The organism is Nocardia wallacei (assembly GCF_029868745.1).
GTDB lineage: Bacteria > Actinomycetota > Actinomycetes > Mycobacteriales > Mycobacteriaceae > Nocardia > Nocardia wallacei_B.
Genome location: NZ_JARWOP010000303.1, coordinates 1 through 25,848, shown reverse-complemented (window position 1 = coordinate 25,848; position 25,848 = coordinate 1). Strand labels below are relative to the sequence as shown.

22 protein-coding genes and 1 pseudogene are annotated in these 25,848 nt (G+C 67.8%); 13 read left to right on the top strand and 10 right to left on the bottom strand.

The features are described 5' to 3' along the window. Positions 1–192 (bottom strand): hypothetical protein (locus tag QH470_RS28085; protein ID WP_280275365.1); only part of this gene is annotated, 192 nt, incomplete at its 3' end. Here QH470_RS28085 and QH470_RS28080 point away from each other — a divergent pair. The 7 genes from QH470_RS28080 (at position 167) to QH470_RS28050 (ending at position 14,034) form a co-directional block, all read left to right on the top strand. Then, a complete protein-coding gene (locus QH470_RS28080) occupies positions 167–1,348 on the top strand; it encodes an MCE family protein (RefSeq protein WP_425302796.1) in 1,182 nt (393 codons plus the stop codon). The genes QH470_RS28085 and QH470_RS28080 overlap by 26 nt on opposite strands. Continuing rightward, a complete protein-coding gene (locus QH470_RS28075) occupies positions 1,345–2,586 on the top strand; it encodes an MCE family protein (RefSeq protein WP_280275363.1) in 1,242 nt (413 codons plus the stop codon). Before QH470_RS28080 ends, QH470_RS28075 begins: the two co-directional genes overlap by 4 nt. Positions 2,587–2,613: 27 nt before the next feature. Next, positions 2,614–4,125: a hypothetical protein gene (locus QH470_RS28070; protein WP_280275362.1), complete on the top strand. Its 1,512-nt coding sequence runs from the start codon at positions 2,614–2,616 to the stop codon at positions 4,123–4,125. A gap of 467 nt (positions 4,126–4,592) precedes the next feature. After that, complete coding sequence (rpoB, locus tag QH470_RS28065) at positions 4,593–8,078, top strand: DNA-directed RNA polymerase subunit beta (RefSeq protein WP_280275361.1); 3,486 nt, start codon at positions 4,593–4,595, stop codon at positions 8,076–8,078. A gap of 111 nt (positions 8,079–8,189) precedes the next feature. Then, entirely contained in the window at positions 8,190–12,143 is a 3,954-nt protein-coding gene (locus QH470_RS28060; RefSeq protein ID WP_280275360.1) for a DNA-directed RNA polymerase subunit beta', read from the top strand. A gap of 125 nt (positions 12,144–12,268) precedes the next feature. Beyond that, on the top strand, positions 12,269–12,871 hold the full coding sequence (locus QH470_RS28055; protein WP_280275359.1) for a Uma2 family endonuclease: 603 nt from the start codon (positions 12,269–12,271) through the stop codon (positions 12,869–12,871). Between the two features lie 104 nt (positions 12,872–12,975). Next, a complete protein-coding gene (locus QH470_RS28050) occupies positions 12,976–14,034 on the top strand; it encodes a glycerophosphodiester phosphodiesterase family protein (RefSeq protein WP_280275358.1) in 1,059 nt (352 codons plus the stop codon). Between the two features lie 29 nt (positions 14,035–14,063). Here QH470_RS28050 and QH470_RS28045 read toward each other — a convergent pair whose 3' ends face one another. After that, entirely contained in the window at positions 14,064–15,590 is a 1,527-nt protein-coding gene (locus tag QH470_RS28045) for an FAD-dependent monooxygenase (RefSeq protein ID WP_280275357.1), read from the bottom strand. A gap of 67 nt (positions 15,591–15,657) precedes the next feature. Here QH470_RS28045 and QH470_RS28040 point away from each other — a divergent pair, with 67 nt between their 5' ends. Next, entirely contained in the window at positions 15,658–16,365 is a 708-nt protein-coding gene (locus tag QH470_RS28040; RefSeq protein WP_280275356.1) for a TetR/AcrR family transcriptional regulator, read from the top strand. A gap of 89 nt (positions 16,366–16,454) precedes the next feature. Continuing rightward, the gene (locus QH470_RS28035) at positions 16,455–16,922 is read left to right on the top strand and encodes a PaaI family thioesterase (protein WP_280275355.1); all 468 of its coding nucleotides are present in this window, start codon (positions 16,455–16,457) and stop codon (positions 16,920–16,922) included. Here QH470_RS28035 and QH470_RS28030 read toward each other — a convergent pair. Both QH470_RS28030 and QH470_RS28025 read right to left on the bottom strand, forming a co-directional pair. Further along, entirely contained in the window at positions 16,894–17,538 is a 645-nt protein-coding gene (locus tag QH470_RS28030) for a DUF8020 domain-containing protein (RefSeq protein ID WP_280275354.1), read from the bottom strand. The genes QH470_RS28035 and QH470_RS28030 overlap by 29 nt on opposite strands. Before the next feature lie 96 nt (positions 17,539–17,634). Further along, the gene (locus QH470_RS28025; RefSeq protein ID WP_280275353.1) at positions 17,635–18,648 is read right to left on the bottom strand and encodes an aldo/keto reductase; all 1,014 of its coding nucleotides are present in this window, start codon (positions 18,646–18,648) and stop codon (positions 17,635–17,637) included. A 100-nt stretch (positions 18,649–18,748) separates the two neighbouring features. Between QH470_RS28025 and QH470_RS28020 the strand changes: the two genes are divergently transcribed. Then, entirely contained in the window at positions 18,749–19,642 is an 894-nt protein-coding gene (locus QH470_RS28020; protein WP_280275352.1) for a helix-turn-helix transcriptional regulator, read from the top strand. A gap of 15 nt (positions 19,643–19,657) precedes the next feature. Here QH470_RS28020 and QH470_RS28015 read toward each other — a convergent pair whose 3' ends face one another. The 3 genes from QH470_RS28015 to QH470_RS28005 all read right to left on the bottom strand — a co-directional run bounded on the left by QH470_RS28015 (position 19,658) and on the right by QH470_RS28005 (position 21,512). Beyond that, a complete protein-coding gene (locus QH470_RS28015; RefSeq protein WP_280275351.1) occupies positions 19,658–20,677 on the bottom strand; it encodes a pirin family protein in 1,020 nt (339 codons plus the stop codon). Continuing rightward, on the bottom strand, positions 20,674–20,985 hold the full coding sequence (locus tag QH470_RS28010) for a GNAT family N-acetyltransferase (protein WP_280275350.1): 312 nt from the start codon (positions 20,983–20,985) through the stop codon (positions 20,674–20,676). Before QH470_RS28010 ends, QH470_RS28015 begins: the two co-directional genes overlap by 4 nt. A gap of 65 nt (positions 20,986–21,050) precedes the next feature. Beyond that, on the bottom strand, positions 21,051–21,512 hold the full coding sequence (locus QH470_RS28005) for a MarR family winged helix-turn-helix transcriptional regulator (RefSeq protein ID WP_280275349.1): 462 nt from the start codon (positions 21,510–21,512) through the stop codon (positions 21,051–21,053). 94 nt (positions 21,513–21,606) lie between these two features. On the opposite strand from QH470_RS28005, the gene QH470_RS28000 reads away from it, so the two are divergent. Further along, the gene (locus QH470_RS28000) at positions 21,607–22,230 is read left to right on the top strand and encodes a GTP cyclohydrolase II (RefSeq protein ID WP_280275348.1); all 624 of its coding nucleotides are present in this window, start codon (positions 21,607–21,609) and stop codon (positions 22,228–22,230) included. Positions 22,231–22,244: 14 nt separating this feature from the next. On the opposite strand, the gene QH470_RS27995 is transcribed toward QH470_RS28000, so the two are convergent. Then, positions 22,245–22,670: a MerR family transcriptional regulator gene (locus QH470_RS27995; RefSeq protein ID WP_280275347.1), complete on the bottom strand. Its 426-nt coding sequence runs from the start codon at positions 22,668–22,670 to the stop codon at positions 22,245–22,247. Between the two features lie 63 nt (positions 22,671–22,733). Beyond that, positions 22,734–23,102, bottom strand: coding sequence for a VOC family protein (locus QH470_RS27990; RefSeq protein ID WP_280275346.1), 369 nt, complete (start codon positions 23,100–23,102; stop codon positions 22,734–22,736). Positions 23,103–23,161: 59 nt separating this feature from the next. Between QH470_RS27990 and QH470_RS27985 the strand changes: the two genes are divergently transcribed. Beyond that, positions 23,162–23,362, top strand: a complete 201-nt coding sequence (locus QH470_RS27985; RefSeq protein WP_280275345.1) for a hypothetical protein — start codon at positions 23,162–23,164, stop codon at positions 23,360–23,362. Between the two features lie 13 nt (positions 23,363–23,375). Here the strand turns inward: QH470_RS27985 and QH470_RS27980 are convergent. Further along, a pseudogene (locus tag QH470_RS27980) lies at positions 23,376–23,889 on the bottom strand (SixA phosphatase family protein). Between the two features lie 191 nt (positions 23,890–24,080). Between QH470_RS27980 and QH470_RS27975 the strand changes: the two are divergent. Beyond that, positions 24,081–25,748: an FAD-dependent oxidoreductase gene (locus QH470_RS27975; RefSeq protein ID WP_280275344.1), complete on the top strand. Its 1,668-nt coding sequence runs from the start codon at positions 24,081–24,083 to the stop codon at positions 25,746–25,748. Positions 25,749–25,848: the final 100 nt, after the last annotated feature.

Here is a 25,848-nt window from a genome sequence, read left to right as displayed (position 1 = left end):
AAGGTGGGACGCGATGATCGACGCCTTCGGCCTCCCCGTCATCCCGGCACGCGTTTGGGCGGGATCCAGCGATAGATTACCGCCAAAAGCGCGCCGGAATGACGAATCAGCGGTGGCCGCACCACGAAGCCGCAGCACGGCAAGGGGTTTCGCGGCTGCTGCCATAGTGGGCTTGTCCGCGGCGCTGGTCACCTCCTGCGCCTCCGACGGCATCTACAGCGTGCCGCTGCCCGGCGGCGCCGACGTCGGTGAGCACCCGATGCACATTGACGTCCGATTCGACGACGTGCTCGATCTGGTGCCGCAGTCGGCGGTGAAGGTGGACGGTGTGGCCGTGGGCCGGGTCGAGAAGATCGACATGGCCCCCGACGGCTGGACCGCGAACGTCCGCACGCTGGTCAACTCGTCGGTGAAGCTGCCCGCCAACGCGTACGCCGAGGTGAAGCAGTCGAACCTGCTGGGCGAGAAATTCGTGGAACTGTCTGTGCCGAAACAGGAACCGGCCACCGGCGCCCTGGCCGACGGCGCCGTCATCCCCACCGACCGCACCCGGCACGCCACCGAGGTGGAGCAGGTGCTGGGCGCGCTGTCGCTGCTGCTCAACGGCGGCGGGGTGGCGCAGCTGCAGCCGATCGTGTCGGAGCTGAACAAGACGTTCGCCGGGCGCGAGGACAAGGTGCGCTCGCTGCTGGACCAGGCCAACATCCTGATCGACGGGCTGAACGACCAGGTCGGCGACATCCAGCACGCGCTCGACGGCCTCGGCACGCTCTCCTCGCGGGTCGGCCAGCAGACCGAGCAGATCGGCAAGATCCTCGACGAACTGCCCGCCGGCATCAAGGTGCTCGACGAGCAGCGACCGCAGCTGATCGGGTTGCTGCAGCAGTTGGATCGTGTGGGCCAGGCCGGGTTCGATGTGCTCGACCGGTCCAAGGAGAACCTGATCCGCGACCTGCAGGCGCTGCGGCCGACGCTGCAGGAGCTGGGCCGCTCGGCGCCCGACCTGGTGACCGCGTTCCCGCTCATCCCGACCTACCCCTTCCCGGACGAGGCGATCAAGTCCGCGATCGGCGGCTCGGTCAACACCTGGCTGTCGGTGGATCTACAGATCGGCACCACGCTGTCGAATCTCGGTGTGGGCAAACCGGATCCGGTATATGTTCCGCCGCGGTACGGGCCGCCGGTGCCGGTGAATCCGAGCAATCCGTACTACAACGGCAACGGCCCGCGTCCGGGCTGGCCGACGGTGTCGCTGCTGCCGCTGCCGCCGACCGTAGTCGCCCCGGCCACCGGGCCGGGTGATCCGATCGGCTCGATCCTGGAGCAGTTGGGAGTGCAGCCGCGATGAGTAAGTTGGTGCGTTACCAGCTGATCGGCTTCGTCGTGATCGCGGTGCTCGGCGTCGTGTTCGTCGGCGGCAAGTACATCAAGTTCGATCACATGCTGGGCTTCGGCCAGTACCAGGTGCGGGTGACGGCGAAGGAGACCGGCAACCTGTCCAAGGGGGCCGAGGTCACCTACCGCGGCGTGCCGGTCGGCCGGGTCGACTCCCTCGACATCACGCCCGACGGCGTGGTCATCTCCCTGGAGATGGATTCGGGCAAGCCGAAGGTGCCGCAGACGGCGAAGGCCGTCGTGGCGAACCGTTCCGCGATCGGCGAGCAGTACCTGGATCTGGTGCCGAGCAGCTCCGGCGGTCCATATCTGAAGGACGGCTCGGTGATCGACGGGGCCGAGGTCCCGATCCGGGTCGAGGAGTTGCTGGGCAGCGTCAACGGTTTCGCGAGCACCACCGATCTGCAGGCCGTGTCCACCACGATCACCGAGCTGGGCAAGGCCCTCGACGGGCAGGGCGACAACCTGCGCGTGCTGGTCGACTCGCTGAACAAGTTCAGCCAGACCGGTGTCGAGGCGCTGCCGCAGACGGTCGATCTGATCCGGGACGCGCAGATCGTGCTCGGCACCCAGGCCGAGCAGTCGCCGTCGATCCGCCGCTTCAGCGACGGCCTGGACAAGCTGGCCGTGCAGCTGCGCGCCAACGATCCCGACATCCGCAGGCTGATCGGCACGGGCGCCGACGCGGGCAACGCGATCGGGGGTCTGCTGGACGAGAGCGGCGGCGCGCTGACCACCGACCTGACCAACCTGCGGTCGCTGCTGCTGGCCATCTCGCCGAAGTATTACGCGCTGAAACCGCTGGTGCAGATGCTGCCGCTGCTGTCGATCGGTGGCTCGGCGACCGCGCCCGGCGACAACACCAGCCACTTCGGCCTGGTGCTCGAGACCAACAACCCGCCGGCCTGCACCGTCGGCTACGAGGGCACCAAGCGAATCCTCGAGCAGATGAAGGCGGAGAATCCGAACTTCGACGACACGCGCGACGATTTCCCGTTCAACACCGACGCGAAATGCACTGTGCCCTTCGGTAATCCGAGCGCGGTGCGCGGCGGCGAGCGGGCGGATCTGGCGGATCCGAGCGTCCCGCAGCCGTGGGATTCGACGCCGAAGACCGACCCGGACAAGCTGAACCTGAATCCGGTCGCCGCTCAGCTGGCTCCACTCATCGGGGTGACCCCGAAGAGGTGATCACGATTACGACGCTAGGGTGTCGCTGTGAGTTCTGATTCGACCGACCAACCGTCGCCGCCCGCGGAGCGAACGGCCGATTCCGCGTCGTCCACGACGCTGCGCACGGTGATCACCGCGATAGCTGCGGTGTGGCTGGTCGTGGCGGTGGTCGCGGCCGCCTGGTTCGGTGTCGGCTGGGTGCGCGCGGCCTGGTTCACCGACGGCCCGCGTGCCGACGCCCGCGACACCGCGCTGGACGCGGCGCGGCAGGCGGCGATCAACCTGTCGTCGATGAACCCCGACAACATCGACGGTTCGATCGACCTGATGAAGTCCTCGATGACCGGTGACATGCTCGCGCAGCTCGATCAGAACCGCGACCGCATCAAGCAGGCCGCGGAGAACTCCAAGACCAAGATCGACGCCAAGGTGCTGGGCGCCTCACTGAATTCCCTGGACAGCGAGCGCGACAAGGCCTCCGCCCTCGTGGTGCTGCAGCTGACTCAGACCGCACCCAACGTGCCGGTGCAGTCGTTCCGCGCGACCTGGACGCTGGACATGGCCAAGGCCGGCGACCTGTGGAAGACCGAGCAGGCGAACTCGCTGGGGCAGATGGTCCCGCTGAACGCCCCCGATCTGGCCGGCGCCCCCGGGCAGCCCGGCGGTGCCGCTCCCGCTCCCGCGCCCGTTCCCGGCGGCGCCCCCGCGCCGCGCCCGGCGCCCGCGCCGCCCCCCCACCCCGGGCAGCCGGGTTCGTTGGAGGTAGACGTCATGAACTCGCGCCGACCCGTCAACAAGGTCTCGAACCGCCTGCGCCCGTCCGACCGGACCACCGAGTCCGCGCAACGTCCGGCCCGTCGACCGATCGGTCGAACCACGCGGTCACAGGGTGAGGGTCACGCGGACCGCAAGGTGTCCTCGGACCGGTCTGCGCGCGGTGACCGCCGCCCGTCTGCCAACGTCCCCTCGTCATTCCGGCGTGTTTTTGGCCGGAATCCATCGGTAGATCCCGGCCAAAAGCATGCCGGGATGACGAGGGGTGCTCGGGCCGTGTTCTCGAAGGCGCTGCGCTCCTCCTGGGGTCTGGCGGTCGCCCTGCTGGTAGCGGCCGTTCTGCTCAGCGCGTTCGCCGCGGTAGCCGTCTTCCGGCCCGGCGTGGCCGACGGCAACGACGCCTATGTCGACACGCGGGCGACGCAGGAGGTCACCGCCGCGGCCGACCACGCGCTGAAGACGGTCTACTCCTACGACGTCAAGACCATCGGCGGATACAAGGACGCCGTGCACGCCGTCGTCACCGGAAAGATGCTGGCCGATTTCGACAAGTTCGCCGACACCACGATCTCGGCCGTCCAGCAAGCGCAGTCGACCGCGCAAGCCACCGCGGACCCCATCGGTGTGACTTTGCTCACCGATGATCGCGCGGAGTTGCTGGTGAACCTCACGGTGAGCGCGACGAAGAACAATGTTCCGCAGGAGAGCGCGTCGGGTCCGATCGTGCTGCGCATGGAGAAGACCGACGGCCACTGGCTGGCGAGTGAAATAGCGGACCGCTGAGCAAGCTGTTGGCAAACTTCCCAGCTCAGCACGTACTTCGCCGAAGTCACGGTTGCGGGTACAACGGAATCAACAGGGGATTTGCCCCCTCCTACACTTGACGAGTTTCGTCCGACCCGTCACGCTATTCACAACAGCGGCAGCTGTCACAGGGCCTGGGGCCCGGGTGGATTCGCCGCCGAAGGCTCGAACGCAGCCAGCGTGAAGGGGCCCTCGGCGCGCCAGCCGTCCGGAACACGGTTCGGATGGTACTTTGACACCCTCTCTGTATGGGTGTAGGTTTGGAGTTTGCGCTGGCTGCCTCCTGTCCTTACCTTGATCGCATCACGAAAGTTCCACCGTCGAGGTGTTACTTCCGTTCTTTGCTGTTCGGGTTTCGTTCGGGTCGTAACCAGCGGAATTCGTAGCAGACAAGCGACGGTCGTGTGGTGTCACGTACGTACTGACACCACACGGACGCGCGTGAGGTGCTGGAAGGACGCATCTTGGCAGTCTCCACCCAGACCAAGGCCGGTATCCCCGGAGCCCCGAAGCGGGTGTCTTTCGCGAAGATCCGTGAGCCTCTCGAGGTTCCGGGTCTTCTCGATCTACAGACCGATTCGTTCGCCTGGCTGATCGGTTCGCCGGATTGGCGGGAGAAGGCGATCGCCCGTGGCGACGTCAATCCGTTCGGCGGGCTCGAGGAAGTGCTCGAGGAACTCTCGCCGATCGAGGACTTCTCGGGATCGATGTCCCTGTCCTTCTCCGATCCACGCTTCGAAGAGGTCAAGGCCTCCATCGAGGAGTGCAAGGACAAGGACATGACCTACGCGGCGCCGTTGTTCGTCACCGCGGAGTTCATCAACAACAACACCGGTGAGATCAAGTCTCAGACGGTCTTCATGGGCGATTTCCCGATGATGACCGACAAGGGCACGTTCATCATCAACGGCACCGAGCGTGTCGTGGTCTCGCAGCTGGTTCGCTCGCCCGGTGTGTACTTCGACGAGTCCATCGACAAGGCCACGGAGAAGCTGCTGCACAGCGTCCGCGTGATCCCGAGCCGGGGCGCGTGGCTGGAGTTCGACGTCGACAAGCGCGACACCGTCGGCGTGCGCATCGACCGCAAGCGCCGCCAGCCGGTCACCGTGCTGCTGAAGGCGCTGGGCATGACGACCGAGGAGATCGCCGAGCGCTTCGGCTTCTCCGAGATCATGATGTCCACCCTGGAGAAGGACAACACCGCCGGCCAGGACGAGGCGCTGCTCGACATCTACCGCAAGCTGCGTCCGGGCGAGCCGCCGACCAAGGAGTCCGCGCAGACCCTGCTGGAGAACCTGTTCTTCAAGGAGAAGCGCTACGACCTGGCTCGCGTCGGCCGCTACAAGGTCAACAAGAAGCTGGGCCTGAACGCCGGCGAGCCGATCACTGGCTCGGTGCTCACCCGCGAGGACATCGTCGCGACCATCGAGTACCTGGTGCGCCTGCACCAGGGCGACCGCGAGATGACCGCTCCGGGCGGCGTCGAGGTCGGGGTCGAGGTGGACGACATCGACCACTTCGGCAACCGTCGCCTGCGTACCGTCGGCGAGCTGATCCAGAACCAGATCCGGGTCGGCCTGTCCCGCATGGAGCGCGTCGTGCGTGAGCGCATGACCACGCAGGACGTCGAGGCCATCACGCCGCAGACCCTGATCAACATCCGTCCCGTCGTGGCCGCGATCAAGGAGTTCTTCGGCACCTCGCAGCTGTCGCAGTTCCTGGACCAGAACAACCCGCTGTCGGGCCTGACCCACAAGCGCCGCCTGTCGGCGCTGGGCCCGGGTGGTCTGTCCCGTGAGCGCGCCGGCCTCGAGGTGCGCGACGTGCACCCGTCGCACTACGGCCGCATGTGCCCGATCGAGACGCCGGAAGGCCCGAACATCGGCCTGATCGGCACCCTGTCGGTGTACGCGCGGGTCAACCCGTTCGGCTTCATCGAGACGCCGTACCGCAAGGTGGCCGACGGCAAGGTGACCGACGACGTCGTCTACCTGACCGCCGACGAGGAAGACCGCCACGTCCGTGCCCAGGCGAACTCCGCCGTCGACGCCGAGGGCAACTTCCTCGACGAGCGCGTGCTGGCTCGCCGCGGCAACGAGGAGATGGAGTACGTCTTCCCGAACGAGGTCGACTACATGGACGTCTCGCCGCGCCAGATGGTGTCGGCCGCGACGGCCATGATCCCGTTCCTCGAGCACGATGACGCCAACCGTGCCCTGATGGGCGCGAACATGCAGAAGCAGGCCGTGCCGCTGATCCGCGCCGAGTCGCCGCTGGTCGGTACCGGTATGGAGCTGCGCGCCGCGGTCGACGCGGGCGACATGGTCGTGAACGAGAAAGCCGGTGTGGTCGAAGAGGTTTCGGCTGACTACATCACCGTCATGCACGACGACGGCACTCGCCGCAGCTACCGCATGCGGAAGTTCTCGCGCTCCAACCAGGGCACCTGCGCCAACCAGCGTCCGATCGTGGACGAGGGCCAGCGGGTGGAACAGGGCCAGGTTCTGGCCGATGGTCCGTCCACCGAGAACGGTGAGATGGCGCTCGGCAAGAACCTTCTGGTGGCGATCATGCCGTGGGAGGGCCACAACTACGAAGACGCGATCATCCTGTCCCAGCGTCTGGTGGAAGAGGACGTCCTCACCTCGATTCACATCGAGGAGCACGAGATCGACGCCCGCGACACCAAGCTGGGCGCCGAGGAGATCACCCGCGACATCCCCAACGTCTCCGACGAGGTCCTCGCCGACCTCGACGAGCGGGGCATTGTCCGCATCGGTGCCGAGGTTCGCGACGGTGACATCCTGGTCGGCAAGGTCACCCCGAAGGGTGAGACCGAGCTGACCCCCGAGGAGCGCCTGCTGCGCGCGATCTTCGGTGAGAAGGCGCGCGAGGTGCGCGATACCTCGTTGAAGGTGCCGCACGGCGAATCCGGCAAGGTGATCGGTATCCGGGTGTTCTCCCGCGAGGACGACGACGACCTGCCCCCGGGCGTCAACGAGTTGGTCCGCGTGTACGTCGCCCAGAAGCGCAAGATCCAGGACGGCGACAAGCTCGCCGGCCGTCACGGCAACAAGGGCGTCATCGGCAAGATCCTCCCCAAGGAGGACATGCCGTTCATGCCCGACGGCACCCCGGTCGACATCATCCTGAACACCCACGGTGTGCCGCGTCGTATGAACATCGGCCAGATCCTGGAAACCCACCTCGGCTGGGTTGCCAAGGCGGGCTGGAAGGTCGACGGCAATCCGGAGTGGGCGAAGAACCTGCCGGAGGAGATGTGGGACCAGGAGCCCGACACCAACATCGCCACCCCGGTGTTCGACGGCGCCCAGGAGGACGAGCTCACCGGTCTGCTCGAGTCCACCCTGCCCAACCGTGACGGTGAGGCCATGGTCGGGGCCGACGGCAAGGCGACGCTATTCGACGGTCGTTCGGGTGAGCCGTTCCCGTATCCGGTGGCGGTGGGCTACATGTACATCTTGAAGTTGCATCACTTGGTGGACGACAAGATTCACGCGCGGTCGACGGGTCCGTACTCGATGATCACGCAGCAGCCGCTGGGTGGTAAGGCGCAGTTCGGTGGTCAGCGTTTCGGTGAGATGGAGTGCTGGGCCATGCAGGCCTACGGCGCCGCCTACACCCTGCAGGAACTGCTCACTATCAAGTCCGACGACGTGGTGGGCCGCGTGAAGGTGTACGAGGCGATCGTCAAGGGCGAGAACATCCCGGAGCCGGGCATTCCCGAATCCTTCAAGGTGCTTCTCAAGGAACTCCAGTCGCTCTGCCTCAATGTCGAGGTGCTGTCCTCCGACGGCGCGGCGATCGAACTACGCGAAGGCGAGGACGAGGACCTGGAGCGCGCCGCGGCGAACCTGGGAATCAACCTGTCCCGCAACGAGGCTGCAACGGTCGATGACCTGGCGCAGTGAGCCGATTCGGTCCCCGAGGGCGCATTGCCCTCGGGGGCAGTGTTCTCCGGAACGCGGAAGAAATAGCGAATTTTGCTCGATACTCAACCCGAACAGGGGAAAGGAAGTTACGTGCTAGACGTCAACTTCTTCGATGAACTCCGGATCGGCTTGGCTACCGCCGAAGACATCCGCCAGTGGTCCTATGGCGAGGTGAAGAAGCCGGAGACCATCAACTATCGCACGCTCAAGCCGGAGAAGGACGGCTTGTTCTGCGAGAAGATCTTCGGTCCCACCCGGGACTGGGAGTGCTACTGCGGCAAGTACAAGCGCGTGCGCTTCAAGGGCATCATCTGTGAGCGCTGTGGCGTCGAGGTGACTCGCGCCAAGGTGCGCCGTGAGCGGATGGGCCACATCGAGCTGGCCGCTCCGGTCACCCACATCTGGTACTTCAAGGGCGTCCCCTCGCGCCTGGGCTACCTGCTGGACCTGGCGCCGAAGGATCTCGAGAAGATCATCTACTTCGCCGCCTACGTGATCACCGCCGTCGACGACGATCTGCGCCACAACGAGCTGTCCACGCTCGAGGCGGAGATGGAGGTCGAGAAGAAGGCCGTCGCCGACCAGCGCGACGCCGACCTGGAGGCCCGCGCCCAGAAGCTCGAGGCCGACATCGCCGAGCTCGAGGCCGAGGGCGCCAAGTCCGACGTCCGCCGCAAGGTCAAGGACGGCGGCGAGCGCGAGATGCGGCAGCTCCGCGACCGGGCCCAGCGCGAGCTGGACCGGCTCGACGAGATCTGGAGCACCTTCACCAAGCTGGCTCCCAAGCAGCTGATCGTGGACGAGGTGCTCTACCGCGAGCTGCAGGACCGCTACGGCGAGTACTTCACCGGTGCGATGGGTGCCGAGGCCATCCAGAAGCTGATGGAGAACTTCGACATCGCGGCCGAGGCCGAGAACCTGCGCGAGACCATCCGGACGGGCAAGGGGCAGAAGAAGCTTCGCGCCCTCAAGCGCCTGAAGGTCGTCGCCGCGTTCCAGACCAACGGCAACTCGCCGATGGGCATGGTGCTCGACGCCGTTCCGGTGATCCCGCCGGAGCTGCGTCCGATGGTGCAGCTGGACGGTGGCCGCTTCGCGACCTCCGACCTGAACGACCTGTACCGCCGCGTCATCAACCGCAACAACCGCCTCAAGCGACTGATCGATCTGGGTGCGCCCGAGATCATCGTCAACAACGAGAAGCGGATGCTGCAGGAGTCGGTGGACGCCCTGTTCGACAACGGCCGCCGCGGCCGTCCGGTCACCGGACCGGGCAACCGTCCGCTGAAGTCGCTGTCGGATCTGCTCAAGGGCAAGCAGGGCCGGTTCCGCCAGAACCTGCTCGGTAAGCGCGTCGACTACTCCGGCCGTTCGGTGATCGTCGTCGGTCCCCAGCTGAAGCTGCACCAGTGCGGTCTGCCGAAGCTGATGGCCCTCGAGCTGTTCAAGCCGTTCGTGATGAAGCGCCTGGTCGACCTGAACCACGCGCAGAACATCAAGTCCGCCAAGCGGATGGTCGAGCGGCAGCGCGCCCAGGTGTGGGACGTCCTCGAAGAGGTCATCGCCGAGCACCCCGTGCTGCTGAACCGCGCGCCGACCCTGCACCGCCTGGGTATTCAGGCCTTCGAGCCGCTGCTGGTGGAAGGCAAGGCCATCCAGCTGCACCCGCTGGTCTGTGAGGCGTTCAACGCCGACTTCGACGGTGACCAGATGGCCGTGCACCTCCCGCTGTCGGCGGAGGCGCAGGCCGAGGCACGCATCCTGATGCTGTCGTCGAACAACATCCTGTCCCCGGCGTCCGGCCGCCCGCTGGCCATGCCGCGTCTGGACATGGTGACCGGCCTGTACTACCTGACCCGTCAGGTGGAGGGCGCGGCCGGCGAGTACCGTCCGGCGGCCAAGGACCAGGTCGAGTTCGGCGTGTACTCCTCGCCGTCCGAGGCGCAGATGGCGGTGGACCGCGGCGAGCTGACCGTGCAGTCGCTGATCAAGGTCCGGCTGACCGACCAGCGTCCGCCGAAGGACGTCGAGGCGGAGCTGTTCCCGGAGGGCTGGCAGCGCGGCGACGCGTGGACCACCAAGACCACGCTCGGCCGGGTGCTGTTCAACGATCTGCTGCCGGCGGACTACGCGTTCATCGACGAGATCATGCCGAAGAAGCGGCAGGCGGCGATCATCAACGATCTCGCCGAGCGCTACCCGATGATCGTGGTCGCGCAGACCGTCGACAAGCTCAAGGACGCCGGGTTCTACTGGGCCACCCGTTCGGGTGTCACCGTCTCCATGTCGGACGTGCTCGTTCCGCCGGAGAAGGCCGACATCATGGAGCGGTACGAGCAGCAGTCCGACCAGATCGAGAAGAAGTACCAGCGCGGTGCTCTCGACCACCAGGAGCGCAACAACGCGCTGGTGAAGATCTGGCAGGAGGCCACCGAAGAGGTCGGTAAGGCGCTGCGCGCGCACTACCCGGCCGACAACCCGATCATCACGATCGTCGATTCGGGCGCCACGGGTAACTTCACCCAGACTCGTACCCTCGCGGGCATGAAGGGTCTGGTGACCAACCCGAAGGGTGAGTTCATCCCGCGGCCGATCAAGTCCTCCTTCCGTGAGGGCCTGACGGTGCTGGAGTACTTCATCAACACCCACGGTGCGCGAAAGGGTCTGGCCGACACCGCGCTTCGCACCGCCGACTCGGGTTACCTGACCCGTCGTCTGGTCGACGTGTCGCAGGACGTCATCGTCCGCGAGGAGGACTGCGGCACCGAGCGCGGCATCAACGTGCGTATCGCGGAGAAGATGCCGGACGGCACCCTGATCCGCGACCCGCACGTGGAGACCAGCACCTACGCCCGCACCGCGGCCATCGACATCGTCGATGCCAAGGGCAACGTGGTGGTCGAGAAGGGCCACGACATCGGCGATCCGGCGATCGACGCGCTGCTCGAGGCGGGCGTCACCGAGGTCAAGGTGCGGTCCGTGCTGACCTGCACCTCGGGCACCGGTGTCTGCGCGATGTGCTACGGCCGTTCGATGGCGACCGGAAAACTCGTCGACGTCGGCGAAGCGGTGGGTATTGTGGCCGCCCAGTCCATCGGTGAGCCCGGTACCCAGCTGACCATGCGCACCTTCCACCAGGGTGGTGTCGCGGGTGACGACATCACCGGTGGTCTGCCGCGCGTGCAGGAGCTGTTCGAGGCGCGCGTGCCCAAGGGCAAGGCGCCGATCGCGGAGGTCTCCGGCCGGGTGCGGCTGGAGGACGACGACCGCTTCTACAAGATCACCATCATTCCGGACGACGGTTCGGACGAGGTGCTCTACGACAAGCTGTCGAAGCGGCAGCGGCTGCGGGTGTTCAAGCACGACGACGGCACCGAGCGTCTGCTCGCCGACAACGACCACGTCGAGGTCGGTCAGCAGCTGCTGGAGGGTTCGGCCGATCCGCACGAGGTGCTGCGCGTGATGGGTCCGCGACAGGTGCAGATCCACCTGGTCCAGGAGGTCCAGGAGGTGTACCGGTCGCAGGGTGTGTCCATCCACGACAAGCACATCGAGGTCATCGTGCGGCAGATGCTGCGCCGCGTCACGATCATCGACTCGGGCGCGACGGAGTTCCTGCCCGGTTCGCTGGTCGAGCGCGCCGACTTCGAGGCGTCGAACCGTCGCGTGGTGGCCGAGGGCGGCGAGCCCGCCTCGGGTCGCCCGGTGCTGATGGGTATCACCAAGGCGTCGCTGGCCACCGATTCGTGGCTGTCGGCGGCCTCCTTCCAGGAGACGACTCGAGTCTTGACGGACGCGGCGATCAACTGCCGCTCCGACAAGCTGATCGGCCTGAAGGAGAACGTGATCATCGGCAAGCTGATCCCGGCCGGTACCGGCATCAACCGCTACCGCAACATCCAGGTCCAGCCGACCGAGGAGGCCCGCGCGGCCGCCTACGCCGTCCCGTCCTACGACGACACCTACTACACCCCGGACGGCTTCGGCCAGTCCACAGGTGCAGCAGTCCCGCTGGACGACTACGGCTTCAGCGACTACCGCTGACCGCCTGACCCCCAACCCAATTCGCCCCGCCTCCACCCAGGAGGCGGGGCGAATTGCATATGAGTCACTGGATTCCGCTCAGGTGATGCTCCATGTCGGGACCTGTGTGGGAGTAGTCTGCTGTTATGACTGCCGCTCATCACCGTACGGACGAACCGATCCGCGGTCGGATGGTGCTGCTGCCGACGCCCCCGGTCGGCGGATTCACTGCGGAGGATCTTCCTCGTCTGATAGAAGTTGTCGATGCCCGCTTCGAACTGCTCGACGGTGAAGTCGTGATGATGGCTCCTGCCACTCAGTGGCACGACGAGGTTCGGGACTATCTCAAGTTGGCCCTCCGTGGGATCGCGCCGAGACAGTTCGTTATCACACCCGAGAAGGGAATCAATCTCGGCCACTCCGTGCCTGAACCCGACATTCTCGCTGTGTCTCGGTCTGTCGTGCAGTCGGGCAGCCTGGTCTTCCGGCCCGAGGACGTCTACCTTGCGGTTGAGATCGTGTCACCGGGCACGAAGACCAAGGATCGCAAACTTCGTCCCGCCCAGTACGCCGAGGCAGGCATCAAGCACTTCTGGCGGGTGGAGAACGAGGACGACGAGATGGTCGTTTATACCTTCGAGTTGCTGCCGGAGGGCGGTTGTTACGCGCCGAGCGGCGTCTTCCGCAAGCGTGTGCAGATCGATCGTCCATTCCCGATCGACATCGAACTGCCCGCGGTCACTTGGTAATCGGTGCGCGTCGTAAGACGAGGCATCGAGAACCCAAGTGAGTTCGCGGGGTGTTCAGCGGCGTTTTACCGTGACTTCGATCGCTGTCGAGCACGATTAGGGGCATGCGACGAAACTGGGTTGTGAGCGCGGCGGCGGTGTTGGCGGCGGGGATTGTGGTGGGGGCCGGGCTTGCCGGGGCGGATGGGGTGGGGGTCGATGTGCAGGCTCATCGGGGTGGGCTCGGGCTGGTTTCGGAGAATACGTTGCCTGCGTTCGGTAATGCGCTGGAACTCGGGGTGAGCACGTTGGAGTTGGATGTGCAGGTTACTGCGGACGGGTTTGCTGTGGTGTCGCATGATCGGGATCCGAATCCGGCGAAGTGTGTGGATACCGGTCCGGCGTTCTGGGGGGATCCGAAGTTTCCGTATGTTCCCGGGGCCACGTACATCCGGGATTTGACGCTGGCTCAGGTGCGTACGATCGACTGTGGGTCCAGGCAATTGCCGGATCATCCCGATCAGCGCACCGCGCCGGGGGCCCGAATGCCTTTGGTCTCCGAGGTTTTCGAGCTGGTGCGCCGGTATCGGGCGGACGGGGTGATGCTGAATATCGAGACCAAGGTGGAGGCCGCCGCCCCGGAGCAGACCGCGCCGCGCGAGCAGTTCGTGCAGGTGGTGGCGGGGGAGATTCGGCGGGCCGGGATCGAAAAGCAGGTCACCATACAAAGTTTCGACTGGGGCACGCTGATGCGAATGCGTGAGGTGGCGCCCGAACTGCCCCTCGTCGCGCTCACCAGCGGGCAGGAGTTGCGGGCGGGAGAGCCCGGCGCGTCACCCTGGCTGGGCGGGATCGACATCGATGACTATCCGGGCAGCCCGCAGGAGCAAGTAGTCTCCGCGGCAGCGTCTTTCGGCGCGTCCGCGGTGTCGCCGGTGCATGGCGATCCGCAGAGCGGCACGGTCACCGACCCCGGCTACCGGCCGTTCACCACCGCCGAGCTGGTGCGGGCGGCGCACCGGCACGGCATGCGCGTGATCCCGTGGACGGTCGACGATTCGGCGACCATGGGCGCTCTGCTCGATCTCGGCGTCGACGGCATCATCACCAACCGCCCGGACCTGCTGCGCACGGTGCTCTCCGAACGCGGATACGCTCTGCCGAGCGCCTATCCGAGGCCGTAAACTGTTGCTCAACACGGACTTTCGCGTACTCAGCGGCTCGTGACCGTCGAGACGACCTTCTCCAGCACTGCCGAGTCGGCGTTGCCGGTAGTGCGCCAGGCGATGAAACCGTCGGGCCGCACGAGGATCGCCCCGGACCGGCCGATGCCGACCGCGCCCGCCGCCTCCTCGTCCAGCACCACCGCGCGAAGATCGAGACCGCTTGCGGCGGAGACCTTCCGGGCCGCGGAGTGCCATGCGTCGCCCTCGGGCCCGGCCAATATCGCGAACCGGGATTCGTTGAGATCGATGGTCGACACCCCCGGCGCCACCCAGCGATGCGGAACCCGCGACCCTGGCGCACCGTCGAGGGCGGCGGCGACGTCCTCGGTGGACGGCAGGTCCACGACCGCATCGATCACCGCCGCGGAATCGTAGCGGTAGGCCATGGTGACCAGTGGCGCGTTCCACGCTCCCGCCGCCGCCCGCTCGGCCACCGCCGCCGGATCCCAGTGCAGCCGTGGGTTTTCCCAGCGCAGCAGCGCCTGATGGGTCACCAACTCGGCGATCGCGTGTCGCTCGGCGTGATAGGTGTCCAGCAGGCCGTCGCCCGCCGTGCCGCCGAGTACCGCGGCCAGCTTCCAGGCCAGGTTGTGCGCGTCGGCAATGCCGGTGTTCAGGCCGAACGCGCCGAGAGCGGTCACCGCCCGCGCCGCGTCACCGACCAGAAACGCGCGCCCGCGCCGGAACTCGTCGGCCATCCGGGCCGTCGCCCGCCACGGGATGGCGCTGAGGATCCGCACGGGCACGTCGGCGCCGATCGCGATGCGCGCCACCGCGGCACACTCCTGCTCCGACATTGCGCCCGCCGGCGGCATGCCGACGTGCAGCGCCCAGCGGCGTTCCCCCACGGCGAGCAGCACGCCCATCGCGTCCGGATGGCTGAGCTGGGTCATCACCGGCATCGCGCCGAACCGGCCCACCAGATCCGCCTCGAGCAGAATGTTCATGTTCCGCCCGCCGATCTCGCCCGGCCCGGTCGTGGTGATCCCCAGTTCCCGGCGCACCGTGCTGTTCACCCCGTCTGCGCCGATCAGATACTCGGCGTGGACCACTCGACCGTCGGACAGCGTGACGGCGACCGAGTCGCGATCCTGCTCCACGCCGGTCACCCCGACGCCGAATTCGACCGTCGCGCCCCGCTCCCGCGCGGCGGGCAACAGGGCCGAGTCGATCCGGTCCTGCGGGTAGTGGCCCGAGGGAGATTCGGGCGAGAAATCCAGTCCCGCGGGAAGATTCGGGCGGCTTGCCATCTCACGATCGATCTCCGCGACGGTGCGCGCCTCCGCCCGCCACGGTTGCGCCGACCGTACGGCCACGCGGTCGAGCGCTTCCCGCAGCCCTACTTCGCGAAAGTACTCCAGGGTCCGCGGGCTCACTCCGAGCGCCCGCGGATGGATCGATGGCGCCTCGCGGCGCTCGATCACCAGCGACCGCACCCCGTGGTGCCCGAGAAAGACGGCGGTGGCCAGGCCGACCGAGCCACCACCGGCGATGACGACCGGAATGCGAGACATGACGACTCCTTGTTGGTAACAGTGTTCCCGATATGGGAACACTGTACCCGACGCATACACTGTGCCCATGCCCGCAGACCCCGCGACCCTGGTGTGGATGCGTGATCGCCCGCGCGGCGGTCGCCCGGTCATCACCGAGGAGAAGATCGTCGCCGCGGCCGTCCGGCTCGCCGACGCCGAGGGCCTCGACGCGCTGTCGATGCGGCGGATCGCGGCGGCGATGGGGTCGGGGACGACCTCGCTCTATCGCCATGTGGCCAACAAGGACGAGCTGATCGAGCTGATGGTCGACGCCGTCTATGCCGAACTGCCGCTACCCGAGCCCACTCCCGACTGGCGCATCGCGATGGCCGCCCACGCCCGCGAGTTCCGCGCGCTGCTGCTGCGGCATCCGTGGCTGGCCCAGCAGGCGTCCCGGCGTCCGGCGCTCGGCCCGAACGTGATTCGTCAGGCCGACCACGTGCTCGGGGTGGTGGCCGCCGCCACGCCCGACGCCACGCTGGTCAACCTGGTCGTCCACGCCGTCAACACCTATGTGCTCGGCGCGGTCGGCACGGAACTGGCCGAACTGGAGGCGCAGCGCAGCACCGGCATGACCGTGGAGCAGTGGCAGCGAGCGGTGGGCGCGTATATCCGGCAGGTGGTCGAATCGGGCCGCTACCCGCATTTCAACCGCCGCGTCGTCGACGCCGAGGAGTCCGACGCCGAGACCCGCTTCGAGTTCGGTCTCACCGGCCTGCTCGCGGGCCTCGCCGCGACACTCGACGACCGGTAGGCGGCCGCGCGGCGGCATCGGTGGTTGGACAGCGCGGGGGTCGTCCGGGTATGAAAACTAGAACGTGTTTCAACCCGGATGGAGTGGCGATGGACAGCGCGGCAATGGGCGAACTGGTGATGGCCGGGTTCAAGAAGCTGGGGTTCCTGCAATTCGCCGGCATCGACGGCGTGGACTACCAGGTCGGCCGCAACGTCGTGGAGATGGCGCCGCGGCCCGAGCACCTGAACCACAACGGTGACGTGCACGCGGCGATCCTGTTCGGCCTGGCCGAGACGGCGGCGATGGGCGCCGCCATCTCCGGGATCGTGGACCTGATGGGCGCGGCGTTCATCGTCGCCCGCGACGGCCGGATCGAATACCTGGCCCGCGCGAAGGGGTCCGCCGGGCCCATTCGCGCGACATCGGAACTGCCGGCCGAGACCGTCGCCCGGACGCGCGCCGACATCGAGGCGAGCAACCCGATCGAACTCGCGGTGCCGGTGGACATCACCGACAACACCGGCAAATCCGTTGCCGCGGCGACCTTTACCGCGGTGATCCGGCCCCGCCGGTGAATATGCGGTCGACGGCCTGGCGGGCCTCGGCGATCGCCGGTTCACCGCCGGCCGCGTGCAACCCGACCGCGCCGCCGACCAGCGCACCCAGCACCGTGAAGATCGGTACCGTCACGATGTCGAAGATGAACAGCCCGGCCGGGAAGCCGACGAAGAAGCCGATGACCGCGCCGATCGCGGCGCCGGAGGCCACGGCGGGCAGGTGCGCCTGCACGACATCGAACAGCCGCTGCTGGGCGTCGATGTCGCGCACCGGGTTCGGCGTCTGACCCGACGGTGTCAGGGTGAGCCGCCGTCCGCCCTCGTCGATCATCGGCGCGAGTTCCAGCGGGTGCCCGGCGATGTCGTAGCGCAGCGGCACGCTGGTCACGAACCTGCCCGAATCATCGGTGACCGCAATCGATTCCGCGTCCCAGGTGGCAAGAAAGCGCCCGGCCTGCAGCGTGCTCACGGCCGCGCGCTTGTCCTCGCTCAGCCCGACCCGGTAGCCCACGCCGTGGTCGGTGCCGAGGGCCTCGAACGGTGGCCGTTCCGGCTCGGCGGCGGCGTACCCCGCGGTCGACGCCACCGTGGTCAGGCAGAGCAGGGCTGTCGCAACGAATTTCGTAATCCTCATCGGCAACTTTCTCGCGGCGGGCCGGTGGCCCGGATCCCGGATGAAACTACCGGTCCGCGCGCGCGATCTGAAGAGTTGCCGGGCGGCGCAAATGCGTTATCCGGCTCGGCGTTCGCTGTCCAGCATCGCCATCTGCGCGGGCGCGTACCGTTCCCCGGCCACCCGATCCGCGGGCGCCGCCGCCTCCAGCTCGGCCAGCTCCGCCTCGGACAACCGGATGTCCAGCGCCCCAACGGCTTCCGCCCACCGGTCGGCGCGGCGCGCCCCGATGACCGGGACGATGTCGGTACCGCGGGACAGCACCCAGGCGATGGCCAGCTGCGCCACCTTCACCCCGCGCTGGTCGGCGATCTTCGCCAGCGCCTCCACCAACTCCAGGTTGGCCGTGAGGTTCTCGCCCTGGAACCGCGGGCTGTGGGCGCGAAAATCGTCCGGCGCGAAGGACTTCGCACCGCGCATCGAGTCGCTGAGCAGGCCGCGCGACAGCACGCCGTACGCGGTGATGCCGATGCCGAGTTCGCGTGCGGTGGGCAGGATCTCGTCTTCGATGCCGCGGGAGATCAGCGCGTATTCGATCTGCAGATCCGAGATCGGGTGGACGGCGGCCGCGCGGCGCAGGGTGTCGGCGCCGACCTCGGACAATCCGATGTGCCGCACGTACCCCTCCTCGATCAGCTCCGCGATCGTGCCGACGGTGTCTTCGATCGGGACGCCGGGGTCCAGCCGCGCGGGACGGTAGATGTCGATGTGATCGACGCCGAGCCGCTGCAGGGAGTAGCCGAGGAAGTTGCGGATCGCCGCCGGCCGGGTGTCGACCCCGACGAAACTGCCGTCCGGCCCGCGCATGGCGCCGAACTTCACGCTGAGCAGATAGTCCTCGCGCGGGCGGTCGGCGAGCGCGCGGCGGATCAGCGCCTCGTTGTGACCGGCGCCGTAGAAGTCGCCGGTGTCGATCAGGGTGGCGCCGGAGTCCAGGGCGGCGTGGATGGTCGCGAGGGAGTCGGCCTCCTCGGAGGCGCCGTACGCGCCCGACATGCCCATCGCGCCGAGGCCGATGCGGCCGGTGACGGGGCCCGTGGCCCCGAGTCGCACTGTGTCGATGTTGGTCATACCGAAATTTTGCGGCCCGGCGGCGGCCGTCGGCAGAGATCACTTATCGGGGGATCGGCGATCCCTGGTTGCCGGCGCGGCCGGAGAGGACAGTGGAGACATGGACCGCGACGATCTCGCCGATTTCCTGCGCCGCCGCCGCGAGCGGCTGCAACCGGCGGACGTGGGCCTGCTGCCCGGCCTGCGCCGGCGCACGCCGGGCCTGCGACGCGATGAGGTGGCCCTGCTCTCGGGCATGTCGACCGATTACTACACCCGGCTCGAGCAATCCCGTGGCCCGCGTCCGTCGGTGCAGGTGCTGAGCGCGCTCGCCCGCGCCCTGCGCCTGACCGACGACGAGCGCGACCACCTGTTCCACCTGTGCGACCATCCGTCGCCGACTCGTGGCAGCGACGGGCACGTCCGTCCGGGACTGCTCTACGTGCTGGACAAGCTCGAGGACACCCCGGCCTGCGTGGTGACCGATCTCGGCGAGGTCCTGGTACAGAACCGGATGCACGTCAATCTGGCCGGGGACTGCACGAATTTCACCGGCTTGGATCGCTACCTGCTGTGGCGGTGGTTCGCCCGCCCCGAGGAGCGCACCAAATTCCCCGCCGAAGACTGGGATCGCCTGGTGCGCAACCACGTCGCGGACCTGCGGGCCACGGCGGCGCGCCGCTCCGGCGACGCCGACGTCGTCGAACTGGTGACGCGATTGCGTGCCGCCAGCCCCGAATTCGAGCGGTTGTGGACGCAGCACGAGGTCGCCGTGCGGGTCGGCGACGACAAGCGCCTCAACCACCCCCGGGTGGGGCTGCTGGATCTGGTGTGCGAAACGCTCGTCACGGTGAACGCCTCGCTGTCACTGCACGTCTTCTATCCGCGCCCCGGCACCGACGCGCAGGAGAAGCTGGATCTGCTGCGGGTCATCGGCATCCAGTCGATGGGTGTGGAGGCCGAGTCGTCTGGTGCGGAAATCGATTCGGGCAGTGTGGGTTTCGATCGGGCCTGAGCGTTCGGTCGACCGTCAGGAGTCCGTCGGGGTCCGCGTGAAGCGACGCGTGCGCGGCTTGAGGCGCAGGTTCGGTAGCGGCGGGGCGGGGATCCGCTGATCCGGCGGATGGCCCGCGATACCGGGGAATCGGCCGAGATCGCGGTTCTCCCAATCGTTTCGGGCCGTCTCGATCTCATCGTGACTGCGGCCCACGAAGTTCCACCACATCACGAGGTCCTCGCCGAACGGCTCCCCGCCGATCAGCACGGCATGCGCGCCGCGGGCACTGGTGAGTGGCAAGGTCGTGCGGTCGCTGCCCAGATACAGCAGCGGTCCGGGCGCGGCGGGGATATCGGCCGCGGTGAGTTCGCCGTCGATGACGAGCAGGGCGTGCTCGAACCCCGGCTCCAGCGTGAGATCCACCTCGGCGCCCGGCTCGATGCGCAGGTCCGCGCCGACGAGCGGGCTGTAGGCGACGGCGGGCGAGGTCACTCGTCGCGCCGGGCCGGATCCGGCCGTCGCGCCCAGCGAACCGATCAGCACCGTGGCGCGCAGGCCGGGCGCGTCCAGCACCGGCAGGTCGCGGTGCTGCTCGAAATGCGGGTCGATCCCGGTTCGGTTGCCGGGCAACGCGATCCAGAATTGCAGACCGTGTCCGGCGGGCGCGCCCGGCACGGTGTACTCGGAGTGCGCGATGCCGCGACCCGAGGTCATCAGATTCAGCTGGCCCGGTTCGATCCGCACATCGGAGCCCACGCTGTCGCGATGCCGGATGCGGCCCTCGAACGGCCAGGTGACCGTCTGCAACCCGATGTGCGGATGCGGATCGATGTCCGGCGGCAGTTCCGCGCTCGCGGCGGGCGAACCGAAATGGTCCAGGAAGCACCAGGCCCCGACCGTCGGCAGATCGCGCTGGGGCAGCACGCGCTCCACGGTGACACCCCGCACGCCACCCAGCGGCACCACTCGCGCCGGATGGAAGTCGGCGCGCGGGCCGGGCGCCGGCGAAGCCTCGCACAGCGCCTCGTCGGGGCGGGCCTCCAGGTCGCTCATCGCTGGATGCCCTTGCCGACCACGTGCTCGTCGAATTCCGGATGCTTGTCCAGCCAGCTCTTGATGAACGGGCAGCGCGGCACGACGGCGCGGCCGCGATCGACCACGTCCTCGATCGCCCTGCGAGCCAGCGTGCTGCCCAGCCCCTTGCCGCCGAACTCGCTGTCGACCTCGGTGTGGATGAAGACGGTGTCCTCGTCGCGCTCCCGGTATTCGGTGAACCCGGCCAGCTTGTCGCCGTACCACACCTCGTAGCGATGCTGTGCCTCGTTGCGGACGACGGTCGTGGTCACAGCCTGCTCGGTCATTGCCTCATCTCTCCTTCCGCTGCATTTCGCAGGCATCGTAGCCGGGCCCCGGACGGCCCGCGCGGTCACTGTTCGGCCGCCAGCCGCCGGTTGACCTCGCCCAACCCGGCCGCGATCGCGGCGAGCTGATCGCGCGTGAGCGCGGCGAGGAACAGCTCGCGCACGGCCGCGACGTGCCCCGGCGCGGCTCGCTCCAGCCGGTGTCGTCCGGCCGCGGTGAGTCCGGCGTAGACCGCGCGCATATCGGTCGGGCAGTGGCGCCGCCGGACCAGACCGGCTCGCTCCAGGCGGTCTATCTGGTAGGTGAGTTTGCTCTTGGAGTCGAGCAGGGCGGTCGCGAGTTCGCTCATCCGTAGTTCGTGGCCGGGCGCCTCGGCGAGCCGGACCAGGATCTCGTACTGCACGTGCGACAACCCGGCGGCGCGCTCGAGCTGCTGGTCCAGCCGCCGATCCAGGGCGCCGGCGGCGGTCAGGAAGGCCAGCCAGGCCCGGTGCTCCAGCTCGTCGAGCCGGCGCGGTTCGCTCATGATCCGAGGTTACTGCCGTCGTTCGCGGTGGAATAACTCCCGCGCATCGTCGGTTCAAATTTGAACGAAACGTCCCCGGGATCTCGGAGCAGCCATGAACGGCACAGACATCGGCGGCAGTGTCCGCACCCGCGTCCGCATTCCGCTGACGTTCGGCGACGGATACTCGACCCATGCCGAGGCGGTCACCTTCGACGGTCTCGGTGACGGCCGCGAGCACCTCGCCCTCGTGCTGGGTGAACCGCCGGCCGCCCGGCCGCCGCTGGTCCGGCTGCACTCCGAATGCCTGACCGGGGACGTGTTCGGCTCGGCGCGTTGCGACTGCGGGCCGCAACTGCGCGAGGCGGTGGAACGGATCACCGCGGTCGGCGGCGTGCTGCTGTACCTGCGCCAGGAGGGCCGCGACATCGGTCTCTACAACAAGCTCGATGCCTACGCCCTGCAGGACGCGGGACTCGACACCTACCAGGCCAACGCCGCGCTGGGCCTGCCCGAGGACGGTCGCGACTACACCGCCGCCGCGCAGATGCTGACCGCCCTCGGCATCGGTGAGATCGATCTGCTCACCAACAACCCGGAGAAGGCGAGACAGCTACGGGCCCTGGGCATTCGGGTCCGCGAGACGGTGCCGACCGCCGTCCATGCCACCCCCGACAACGTCCGATACCTGCGCGCCAAGGTGGACCACACCGGCCACACCATCCGACTGATCGGCTGAGGGACGATCCCGGGCTAGCTGGCCGGGCTCATCGCCTCGACCCGGCCCTCGTACATGGTGATCTTGCGGTCCAGCACGGCCAAGGTCTGGTTCAGCTCGTCGATGCGGGCCAGCACGCCGTCGCGGGTGTCGCGGAACATCTGCAACCGCTGGGGCGTCGTCACGTCGCCGGCCCGGACCAATTCGGCGTAGTGCAGCATGTCGGCCACCGACATACCCGTCAGCCGCAGGCAGCTGATCAGATGCAGCCAGTTCAGATCGCGATCGCTGAACCGGCGCTTGCCGCCGGAATCGCGCCCGACGTAATCCATCAGCCCGATCCGCTCGTACCAGCGCAGCGTGTCCCGGCTCAGCCCCGATCGTTCGGCCGCCTCGCCGATCGAATAGCGCGGCCGTTCGAACTCGGTCTGGTCGATGTCCTGCTGTACGGGAGCACCCATCGGTTCGCCTCCTGCTTGTCTCCTTCAGACGGTACCGACCTGGAGTGCACTCCAAGCAAGGGGTCAGTTGTACTTCGGCAGCTCCTGCACCGCCCACTTGTTGCCGTCGGGGTCGGCGAAGTAGGTGAACAGGCCCCAGCCCTCGTCCTTCACGGGAGTGGCCGGTACGCCGGCCGCGACCAGATGCTCGTACGCCTCCTGGGCACTGGCGACGACCATCTGCATCCCCTCGACACTGCCCGGCGCGGCCTGGGTGATGCCGCGCCCGATACAGACCGAACATCCGGAGCCCGGCGGCGTGAGCTGCACGAAACGGATGTCCTCGGTGGGGCTGTGGTCATGATCGGCGTGGAAACCGATGCGCGTGTAGAACTCCTTGGCTCGATCGACATCCGTGACGGGGAGGGTGACGAGTTCGATTTTCCAGTCCATGGAGATGAGGGTCCCACCGAGCACCGACAGAAACGGTCGAACCGGCCTACCCTGGACGCATGGCCAAAGAAATCGATCGGATCAGGGCGCGTTCGGCCCTCGAGACGGTCAAGGAGAATCCGGTGATCGCCGCTATCGCGGCGGTGCCGGTGCTCATCGTCCTGGGTGTCGTCTGGGCGCTCACCAACTGGTTCGTCGCGCTCGTGGTGCTCGTGCTGCTGGGCGCCGTCGTGGTGGTCCGCGGCAAGCTGCTGCGCTGACCCGGCCGGAAGGTCAGCGGGGGACGTGGAAGCGCGACAGCTCTCCGGTGCCCGGATCGGCCTGCGCCCACGGCCGGTCGAACTCCAGCACGGCCAGCGCCGAGGTGGGAAACTTCCGGCTGAGTTCGGTGGCCGCGGTGGAATCGCGGTTGGCGGCCAATTCCCATGCGGTCCACGGGATTCCGGGGGAGTGCCCGATCAGCAGTAGCGTCCGCACGTCGTCGTCGCAGAGCTGGATCAGGTCGATCAGCGTCCGCGGCGCGGCGTCGTAGATCGACGGCTCGTACTCCACCGGTGCGGTGAGTCCGGTGGCCGCCAGGGTTTCGCGAGTGCGCACCGAATCCGAGCAGCGCACGGCGTCGATCGGGGGCTGGGTGTCGCGCAGCCAGTCGCCGGCCAGCCCCGCCTCGCGGCCCCCCCCCCCCGCCCCCGCGCCCACCCCGGGGCGCCCGCGGCGGCTCGGGGGCGCCCACGCCCGGCGGATAGCTGGATTTGCCGTGCCGCATGAGGATCAGAGTCCGCGCCATAGGCCTACCGTAAGCCGCAACCCGTATACCGGTGTGTTGCACGACACCCTCCTGAGCGGAGATACAGCTCACGCTCGAGGCACACTGATGGTGGTGTCACATCGTTGGCTCGCGGCCAATGGGTGTGACGCATGCCCCGTCCAATCCCCGGGCGGAGTACAGACCATGGATGTTTCGAGGATCTGCGAGATATGGCCTATGTGATCACGCAGCGTTGTTGCAACGACGCCAGCTGCGTACCCGAGTGCCCGGTCGATTGCATTCGTCCCACTCCGGAGCAACCCGAGTTCGCGACGACCGAGCAGCTCTACATCGACCCCGACACCTGCATCGATTGCGGCGCGTGCGTGGATGCCTGCCCGGTGGAGGCCATCTTCTCCGAGGACGATCTCACGGCTTCCCTGGCGCGTTTCCGCGATATCAACGCCGACTACTTCCAGCGGCATCCGCTGGAGTCGAATTTCGATCCGCTGGTGACGCCGGCGCGCCCGCCCAAGGAACTGGGCACGTTGCGCGTCGCGATCGTCGGGGCGGGCCCGGCGGCCTGCTACGCCGCGGAAGAGCTGCTGCGGCGCGCCGATGTCGAGGTGGAGATGTTCGACCGGCTGCCCACCCCCTGGGGTCTGGTGCGGGCCGGCGTGGCGCCGGACCATCCGGGCACCAAGACGGTGTCGGGCATGTTCGAGAGCGCCTTCCGTCGCGACGCCCTGCAGTACCACCTGAATGTCGAGGTGGGAAGCCATATTTCGCACGACGAGCTGCTGGCCCACCACCACGCGGTGATCTACGCCGTCGGCGCGTCCACCGACCGGAAATTGAACGTGCCCGGCGAGGATCTGCCCGGTAGCCACTCCGCCACCGAGTTCGTGGCCTGGTACAACGGGCACCCCGACTACGCGGATCGCACCTTCGACCTGTCGGGCGAGCGCGCGGTCATCGTCGGCAACGGCAACGTCGCCCTGGACGTGGCGCGAGTGCTGACCCTGGACCCGGACGAGCTGGCCAAGACCGACATCGCCGACCATGCCCTGGACGCGCTGCGCAACAGCAATATTCGCGAGGTCGTGGTGCTGGGCCGGCGCGGGCCGGTGCAGGCGGCCTACACCTCGTCGGAGTTCCTGGCCCTCGGCTATCTGAAGGGGATCGATGTGATCATCGATCCGGCCGAGCTGGAGCTGGACCCGGGCAGCCGGGCGCTGCTGGACGACCCGGACGTCGAGCCGTCGCTACAGCTGAAATACGCACTGGCCCAGGAGTACGCGGCCAAGACGCCGGATCCGGCGCGCAAGCGCATCGTGTTCCGCTACCTGACCTCGCCGTCGGCCGTCACCGGTACCGATCGGGTCGAGGGCGTGGAGTTCGTGCACAACGAACTGGTCTCCGAGAACGGCCGGGTCACCGCCCGCGCCACCGATCGCACCGAGTCGCTGCCGGCCTCGCTGGTGCTGCGGTCCATCGGATACCGCGGTGAACCCGTGGCGGATCTGCCGTTCGACGAGGCCTCCGGGGTCGTCCCGAACGAGCACGGCCGTGTCGTCGTCGACAGTGCGCACCTGCCCGGCGCGTACGTCTCGGGCTGGATCAAGCGCGGCCCGCGCGGTGTCATCGGCTCCAACCGGGTCGACTCCCAGGAGACGGTCGAGCAGCTGCTCGACGACTTCACCTCGGGCAAGCTGGCCGCGCCGCAGGCCGACCGGGGAGCGTTGAAGGCGCTGCTGGCCCAGCGGCAGCCCGATCTGGTGGACCGCGAGGGCTGGAAGGCCATCGACACCGCCGAGAAGTCGGCCGGCAAGTCCGGCGGCCGCCCGCGGGTCAAGTTCACCACCCGCGAGGACCTGCTCAAGGCCGCGCGCGGTTAGTACGTGAACGGGCGCCGCCCCCCCGGTAGGGGGGGCCCCGGGCCGGGCGCCGCCACCAGTGACCCCCCGCGCGGGGCGCGGCCGGCACCAGTGGGGGGGG